This window comes from Clostridium sp. (assembly GCF_032552055.1).
GTDB lineage: Bacteria > Bacillota > Clostridia > Clostridiales > Clostridiaceae > Clostridium.
The window spans coordinates 22,515-29,278 of the sequence record NZ_JAWGSV010000012.1 but is presented as its reverse complement, the minus strand read 5'-3'; the positions used below and the strand labels follow the sequence as shown (position 1 = coordinate 29,278).

The 6,764-nt window shown below is 27.7% G+C and carries 8 protein-coding genes, 2 tRNA genes and 1 rRNA gene; 8 read left to right on the top strand and 3 right to left on the bottom strand.

From position 1 onward, the window contains the following. The 3 genes from rrf to E6248_RS01985 form a co-directional block, all read left to right on the top strand. Positions 1-98, top strand: a 5S ribosomal RNA gene (gene rrf, locus E6248_RS01995); the annotation flags it as partial. Positions 99-103: 5 nt separating this feature from the next. Further along, positions 104-179, top strand: a tRNA-Phe gene (locus tag E6248_RS01990). A gap of 5 nt (positions 180-184) precedes the next feature. Continuing rightward, a tRNA-Cys gene (locus tag E6248_RS01985) sits at positions 185-259 on the top strand. A gap of 32 nt (positions 260-291) precedes the next feature. On the opposite strand, the gene E6248_RS01980 is transcribed toward E6248_RS01985, so the two are convergent. Then, positions 292-1,203 carry an LD-carboxypeptidase gene (locus tag E6248_RS01980; protein WP_316339171.1) on the bottom strand — a complete coding sequence of 304 codons (912 nt, stop codon included), beginning with the start codon at positions 1,201-1,203 and terminating at the stop codon, positions 292-294. Between the two features lie 139 nt (positions 1,204-1,342). Then, complete coding sequence (locus tag E6248_RS01975; RefSeq protein WP_316339170.1) at positions 1,343-2,290, bottom strand: magnesium transporter CorA family protein; 948 nt, start codon at positions 2,288-2,290, stop codon at positions 1,343-1,345. Positions 2,291-2,629: 339 nt separating this feature from the next. Between E6248_RS01975 and E6248_RS01970 the strand changes: the two genes are divergently transcribed. After that, entirely contained in the window at positions 2,630-3,136 is a 507-nt protein-coding gene (locus tag E6248_RS01970; RefSeq protein ID WP_316339169.1) for a hypothetical protein, read from the top strand. A gap of 15 nt (positions 3,137-3,151) precedes the next feature. Here E6248_RS01970 and E6248_RS01965 read toward each other — a convergent pair whose 3' ends face one another. Continuing rightward, positions 3,152-4,303: a M20 family peptidase gene (locus tag E6248_RS01965; RefSeq protein ID WP_316339168.1), complete on the bottom strand. Its 1,152-nt coding sequence runs from the start codon at positions 4,301-4,303 to the stop codon at positions 3,152-3,154. A 226-nt stretch (positions 4,304-4,529) separates the two neighbouring features. On the opposite strand from E6248_RS01965, the gene E6248_RS01960 reads away from it, so the two are divergent. The 4 genes from E6248_RS01960 (at position 4,530) to E6248_RS01945 (ending at position 6,764) form a co-directional block, all read left to right on the top strand. Continuing rightward, the gene (locus tag E6248_RS01960; RefSeq protein ID WP_316339167.1) at positions 4,530-4,757 is read left to right on the top strand and encodes a sigma factor G inhibitor Gin; all 228 of its coding nucleotides are present in this window, start codon (positions 4,530-4,532) and stop codon (positions 4,755-4,757) included. Positions 4,758-4,767: 10 nt separating this feature from the next. After that, positions 4,768-5,397, top strand: coding sequence for a dTMP kinase (tmk, locus tag E6248_RS01955; protein WP_316339166.1), 630 nt, complete (start codon positions 4,768-4,770; stop codon positions 5,395-5,397). An 89-nt stretch (positions 5,398-5,486) separates the two neighbouring features. Further along, positions 5,487-5,816: a cyclic-di-AMP receptor gene (locus E6248_RS01950; protein WP_316339165.1), complete on the top strand. Its 330-nt coding sequence runs from the start codon at positions 5,487-5,489 to the stop codon at positions 5,814-5,816. 12 nt (positions 5,817-5,828) lie between these two features. Continuing rightward, complete coding sequence (locus E6248_RS01945) at positions 5,829-6,764, top strand: DNA polymerase III subunit delta' (RefSeq protein ID WP_316339164.1); 936 nt, start codon at positions 5,829-5,831, stop codon at positions 6,762-6,764.

Below are 6,764 nucleotides of genomic sequence, written 5' to 3'. Positions count from 1 at the left end.
AGGAAACACTCCTTTCCATTCCGAACAGGAAAGTTAAGCTCTACAGCGTCGATGGTACTGCACGGGCGACTGTGTGGGAGAGTAGAACGTTGCCAGGTAATGTGGCTCGATAGCTCAGTCGGTAGAGCAGAGGACTGAAAATCCTCGTGTCCCTGGTTCGATTCCTGGTCGAGCCACCAGGTATGGCGCTATAGCCAAGTGGTAAGGCAGAGGTCTGCAAAACCTTTATTCCCCGGTTCAAATCCGGGTGGCGCCTCCAAAAAAATCCTACAAGATTTCTTGTAGGATTTTTTATTTTTCTAATAATATTTTATTGTTAGAGGAGTATTTAAAAATACTGCCTATAGGAATAGATATATTAGGATAATCATGTCCCAATTTAAATCCATATATAATTGGTTGCTTTAATGAAGATAATCTTTCGGTAATGACTTCATTAATTAGTGGACTAGATTTTGAACCAATACAATTAGTAAAGCTACCTACTATAATTGCTGAAGATCTTTGAAGTTTTCCACAGGATAGAAGTTGAGAAAGCATTCTATCCACAACATAAGGATTTTCATTCACATCTTCTATAAGAACAATATTGTTTTCTAATTTAACTTCATAAGGAGTTCCAATAGCAGAGCAAATTATTGAAAGATTACCACCTACAATTTTCCCGAAAAAATCCTTATTATTTTTAATTATAAAATCATCATGACATACATCATTTAAATCATAAGATAATTTTTCTTCATTAGATAATAGAACTTTAAGAAAATATTCTCTGGTAGTTATATCATCAAAATTAGAGTTAATCATAGGACCATGAAAAGTTGGAAAGTTACATTTTCTACTAATATAATTTAATAATAATGTTATGTCACTATATCCAAATAAAACTTTTGGATTTTTTTTTATTGTCTTTAAATCTAAGTAAGGCATCATTCTGATAGATCCATACCCACCTCTAAAAGATATAATAGCATCTATATTATTGTCAGCAAACATAGAATTTAAGTCATTAGCTCTATTTTTATCATCTCCTGCTAGATATCCAGTATTATCATATAAGTATTTACCTTTCTTTATTTTAAATCCAAATTTAGAGAATAAGCTTATCTTTTCATCTATAAATTCACTGCTTTCAGGGGAAGCAGGAGATATTATACCTATGGTAGAATTATAAGAAATATTTTTTAATTTATTTTTAGACAAAGAGAAATGCACCCACTTTTTAATATTTGTACTAATATATTATAGATTCACTGTCTTTATACTAGGAAGGATTTTTTTAATAAAAAACTCACCATTATAAATGATGAGTTATGTAAATTATATTTTTTTATTATATTCATTATGAAAACATATCTTTTTTATAAAGTAGATAAGCTGCTCCAAAAGTTAATAATAGAGTTATAAACATAGTTATTTCAAATCCATATTCATTAGTTATCAATGGCATTCTAATAAAGTTCATACCAAAAATACCACCTATAACTGTAGGAATAGCCATTAATATTGTAACTGAAGCAAGAACTTTCATCACTATATTTAAATTATTAGAAATTACAGAGGCAAAAAAGTCCATAGTACTTGCTAGTATATTACTATATATTTCTGTCATTTCTATTGCTTGTTTATTTTCTATAATGACATCCTCTAAGACGTCTTGATCTTCTTCATATATTTGCATTATCTCAAGCTTTAGCATTTTTTCTAAGGTTATTTCATTTGCTTTAAGGGAAGTAGAAAAGTAAACTAATGACTTTTCTAATGAATGTAGCTGAATCAATTCCCTATTTTTCATTGATTTATGTAGTCTCTTTTCTATCATTAAGCTTTTCTTATCTATTTGTCTTAAATATACTAAATATGCACTAGAAATTTTACTTAAAATTTGTAGAATAAATCTAGATTTTTTAAATGAATAAAAAGATTTAACTTTCCCATTAATAAAGTCTGTAAGGATTCTACTATTTTTTAAACATACAGTTATTAATTGCTTCTCAGTATGGATTATAGCAAGTGGATATGTATCATAAGTTAATGAATTATCTTCCATCTCAGTAAATGGTATATCTACTATAACCAATAAGCAATTATCTTCAGTATCTATACGAGAGGTTTCTTCATCATCTAATGGTGCCTTTAAAAATGGTAGTGGTACACCGGTTTTTTTAGATATCAAGATTAACTCTTCATCAGATGGAGCCACTATATTTATCCAGCATCCAGGTTCTAAGTTGTCTAATGCTTTTAGTGAAGGATTGCTTTCACTAATACTTTTATATATTTGAATCATTTTTAAACCTCCATAAATAGACTTCAGAATTAATTATACTATTTAAACTTACATTTGTAACATATTTATAGGATTTTATTTTTTAATAATCAACAATTAATTTAAGAATATAAAGAAGTAAACTTATACATTATTTTATTTTTTTTTATTTATGAGATAAATGAAGATATCTATAGTAATAGTGTACATGCACTATTTAATTTAAGATAATGTAAGTTAACACTAAAAATAGTGTTATAATCATCAAAAAACAAATATGGCTAAATATCTAAATACTTAGTATAATCTCAATATTGTTTATTAGAATTTAGTGATATCATGATGGGGGAAAATGTTAAAATGATGCATAGAGAAGTTGTTGCTAAAAAAAGAGTGCCTGTTATTACTACTATTTTACTTACCTTAACAGTGGTGCTATATTTAGCAGAAGCTATTGAAAGGTCTAAATTTAAAGAGCATGTGATGGGGAATGTTTTTAATGTAATACTTGTAATAATTACTTTAATATTGATAGCTAAGGAAATAAGAAGTTGCTTTGTTTCATATAAATATGCTGTTATAGCAGATAAGATAATAATTAATTCAATTAACAGCAAAGAAGAAAGGAATTTAGAAAGTATAAGGATGTCTGATGTTCTTTATATAGGTGATAAATCTTCAATTCCAAGAAAATACTTATATACTCTGAGAACTAAAAGATACCTTTGTAATAGAGTTGGAGTAAAATCATATTATTGTATTTGTAAAAATGGAGATGGAATTCAAAAAATAAAATTTCAGCCAAGTGAAAAGTTTGTTAGTAAAATAATCAAATGTGGTGGATTAAAATGTGACTTAAAAAAATAGGCTCTATAATAGAGCCTATTTTTTATAAAATTCATTCTTAACTTCTGACAGTAAATTTTCATTAGAAATAATATCATATCCAGTAAAAGCTAAGGCTAAAGCTGCTTTTATTGCTTCATTAAATCCATGTTCACTTACAGTTGCTTTAGCAAAATCTCTTGTTCCATATTTAGTGTTACTATCTTCTATTATTGAATAGAAAGGTTGAATACTTGGAATAGACTTACTAACAATTCCAAGACTTAACCCGGAATTTATATCTCTTGGAGCACCAATATTAATAATTCCAGTTTCCTTTAAGTTATGACTAAATAATCTATTTAGAGATCTATTTGTATTTAATTCTTCATTCTCAGGCTCATATAAAGAGAAAATACTTTGGATTCTTATAAGCTTAGATACATATATTCCAATTTCTCTTATCTTTTCTTCTACAACTCTTGCTACATCCATTTCTTTAGCCCTAATATAAAACTTAGCTTCTGCTTCAAGAGGTAATAATAAAGGGGTAGAGCCTCCATTTGATAATATTGAGGTTACTTCAACATCATCGGGGAATCCTTTTTCAACTATATTTAATATATTTAGAGTTAATAAAATACCATCTAAGGAAGTATAACTTTTTTTGTTTAAAAAGCTGAGTCCTTTATTACCTATAAATTTTAAACTTAATGGAATTATGGCAGATGATGTACCACTTTCGCAAGTTACAACATCAGGATGAGCAAGCATGGCAATGTCAATGTCCTTAAAGACATCTTGTTTAACCATTATAGACTTGGTTCCTCCTAAATACTCACCAGGACACCCAATAATAGTTACTGTTCCTCCAGTCTTCTCAACAATAGCTCCAAGAGCTAATGCTGCAGCCACAGAGGTAGAAGTAAGTAAATTATGACCTGTAATATGCCCTTCATTTTCAATTGCATCATATTCACATAAGAAGCATATCTTCGGATGTGAGGTCCCTTTCGTAGCATAAAAGGAAGTCTTTAATTCTAAGAAGTCCTTACTAACCTCAAAATTATGCTTTTCTAATAAATCAGTAATATATTTATAAGCCCTATGTTCTTCATAACTTTTCTCAGGATTTTCATATAAAAATTTATTTAAATTAATTAAATCTTCTTTATGTTTTTCAATATAACTAATCATTTCTTGTTTCATAAAATTATTCCTCCCAAATTATCATATCTTTAACTTTCCCTTAAATAGAGATAATTATTTATTAAATATAGTTCAATTAATAATTTATATTTTTATAGTTTTATAAAATGGAAGCCATAATTATTATTTAAGTAAAATCTTGTAATTGTAAGCATAGCCTTTAATTTTTTATGAGTATAAAAAAATTTCACTTAGGCGAGAATTAAAATAAAAAATGGAGGTTAAAATGAGTTTCAAAAAGAAAAAAATCAATTTAAAAATAAAAGATATAGATAAAAATACATGTATAGTTTGTAGTAAAGAATTAGTTGATGATATAATTAATGATGGATGCTTATTATGCCATGAATGTAACAATGAAACAGTTAGCTTAAAAGTAACTGACAAAAAATATGAATACTATAAAGAGAGAATAAAAAAGTGGATTATAAGCAATTTTAAAATAATAACATGAGGTAGTAGAAATGAACAAAGGTAAATTTATTGTATTTGAAGGTGGAGACGGTTCAGGAAAGAGTACTGTTTTAGAAATGGTATATAATTATTTAATTGAAAATGGTATTGATTGTATAAAAACAAGAGAACCAGGTGGTATAAAAATATCTGAGGACATAAGAGAAGTGATTTTAGATACTAAGAATACATCTATGGATCCTAAGACAGAAGCTTTATTATATGCGGCTGCAAGAAGGCAACATTTAGTAGAAAAGGTTATACCAGAATTAGATAAGGGAAGAATTGTGTTATGCGATAGATTTATTTTTTCATCACTAGCATATCAAGGTTATGCTAGAAATATAGGGGTAGATGAAGTATATCAAATTAATAAATTTGCAGTTGGAGATTATATGCCTGACTTAAATATTTTCTTTGATGTTTCTCCAGAAGTTGGATTAGAGAGAATTAATAGCAATGACAATAGAGAAGTTAATAGATTAGATTTAGAAAAAGTTAATTTTCATCATAAGGTTAGAGAGGGGTACTATACTTTAGTTGAAAAGAATAAGGATAAATTTGAAGTAATTGATGCAGAAAAGCCATTAAATGAAGTTTTTGACTCAGTTAAATCCATAATTACAAATTTTATCAAATAAATTTTATCATTAAGTAAATTTTTAATTAAATTGCAAGACTTTTGTGATAAAATATTATTGAGGAGATTATTTATGAGGGAGGGGTTTATATGAAGTTAGTAATAGCTATGGTACAAGATGATGATGCTATGGATCTAGTTGATGCTATAACAGAAGCTGGATTTAGAGTAACTAAACTTGCAACTACTGGAGGGTTCTTAAAGTCAGGTAATACAACTTTAATTATAGGTGTAGAAGCTGATAAGGTACAAAAAGTTATAGATGTTGTAGAAGATGTTTGTAAGACTAGAAAGCAAATCATTACTACTCCAACTCCTATAACAGGAAATGTAGATATGTATATGTCATATCCGATTGAAATAGAGGTTGGGGGAGCAACAATTTTTGTAATAGATGTGGATCAATTCATTAAGATATAACTGGAGGAAAAGATGGGAAGTTTCATAGGACATAAAAATATAACAGATAGCTTTATAAAAAGAGTAGAATTAGGTGAGATTTCCCATGCTCATATTATTGTTGGTGAAAATGGTATTGGCAAAAGTAATTTAGCTAATAAATTAGCTGTTAATATATTAGGTAAATTAGAGGAGAAAGATTATATTGACATTATAAAATATAAGACTAAGAAATCTTCTTTTGGGGTAGACGATGTAAGAGAGATTGTAGAAGAAGTATATAAGAAACCCTATGAAGGTGATAAGAAAGTAATAATAATTTATGATGGAAATAAATTAACCGTGCAAGCGCAAAATGCTCTTTTAAAGACTATAGAAGAGCCACCAAAGGGAGTTTATATAATTTTATTATGTGAAAGCTTAGAGCTTATATTAGATACTATTAAGTCTAGGTGTCAAATATATAAATTAACTCCTTTAAGCAAAGAAGAAGTAAGACTTTATTTAAATAGAATTAATAATAATGAATTTAGTGAAGATGAAATTAATGCTGCAATTGCATATAGTGAAGGAATTCCAGGAAAAGCAGAAGCCTTTTTAAAGGATGCATCATTAAAGGATTTAAGAAATACTGTAATTGATTTATTATTTATATTAACTAAAAATAATTTAAAAGAACTTTTAGATTTTGAATCTAAAATAGTAAGTTTTAAAGATAAAAAGGACGAATTATTAAGCATTTTAGCCTCCTTTATAAGAGATATTATAATTTATAAAGAAGTTAGTGATGGTAGTGGAATAATAAACGGGGATAAAATAGAAAATTTAAAAAAATTAGCAGTTGAAATGTCCTATAAGAGGCTTAGCAATATTATTGATAAAATAGGAGATGCTAGGAAGGCATTATTGAGCAATTCTAATTTTCAATTAACTATTAGAGTTATGCTTATAGGTTTTATGGAGGTTTAA

Bases quoted from the DNA above. Each gene is read 5' to 3' on its own strand.
- E6248_RS01950 (WP_316339165.1), top strand. From the start codon at position 5,487: ATGAAGTTAGTAATAGCTATGGTACAAGATGATGATGCTATGGATCTA.
- E6248_RS01965 (WP_316339168.1), bottom strand. From the start codon at position 4,303: ATGAAACAAGAAATGATTAGTTATATTGAAAAACATAAAGAAGATTTA.
- E6248_RS01960 (WP_316339167.1), top strand. From the start codon at position 4,530: ATGAGTTTCAAAAAGAAAAAAATCAATTTAAAAATAAAAGATATAGAT.
- E6248_RS01945 (WP_316339164.1), top strand. From the start codon at position 5,829: ATGGGAAGTTTCATAGGACATAAAAATATAACAGATAGCTTTATAAAA.
- tmk (WP_316339166.1), top strand. From the start codon at position 4,768: ATGAACAAAGGTAAATTTATTGTATTTGAAGGTGGAGACGGTTCAGGA.
- E6248_RS01975 (WP_316339170.1), bottom strand. From the start codon at position 2,290: ATGATTCAAATATATAAAAGTATTAGTGAAAGCAATCCTTCACTAAAA.
- E6248_RS01970 (WP_316339169.1), top strand. From the start codon at position 2,630: ATGATGCATAGAGAAGTTGTTGCTAAAAAAAGAGTGCCTGTTATTACT.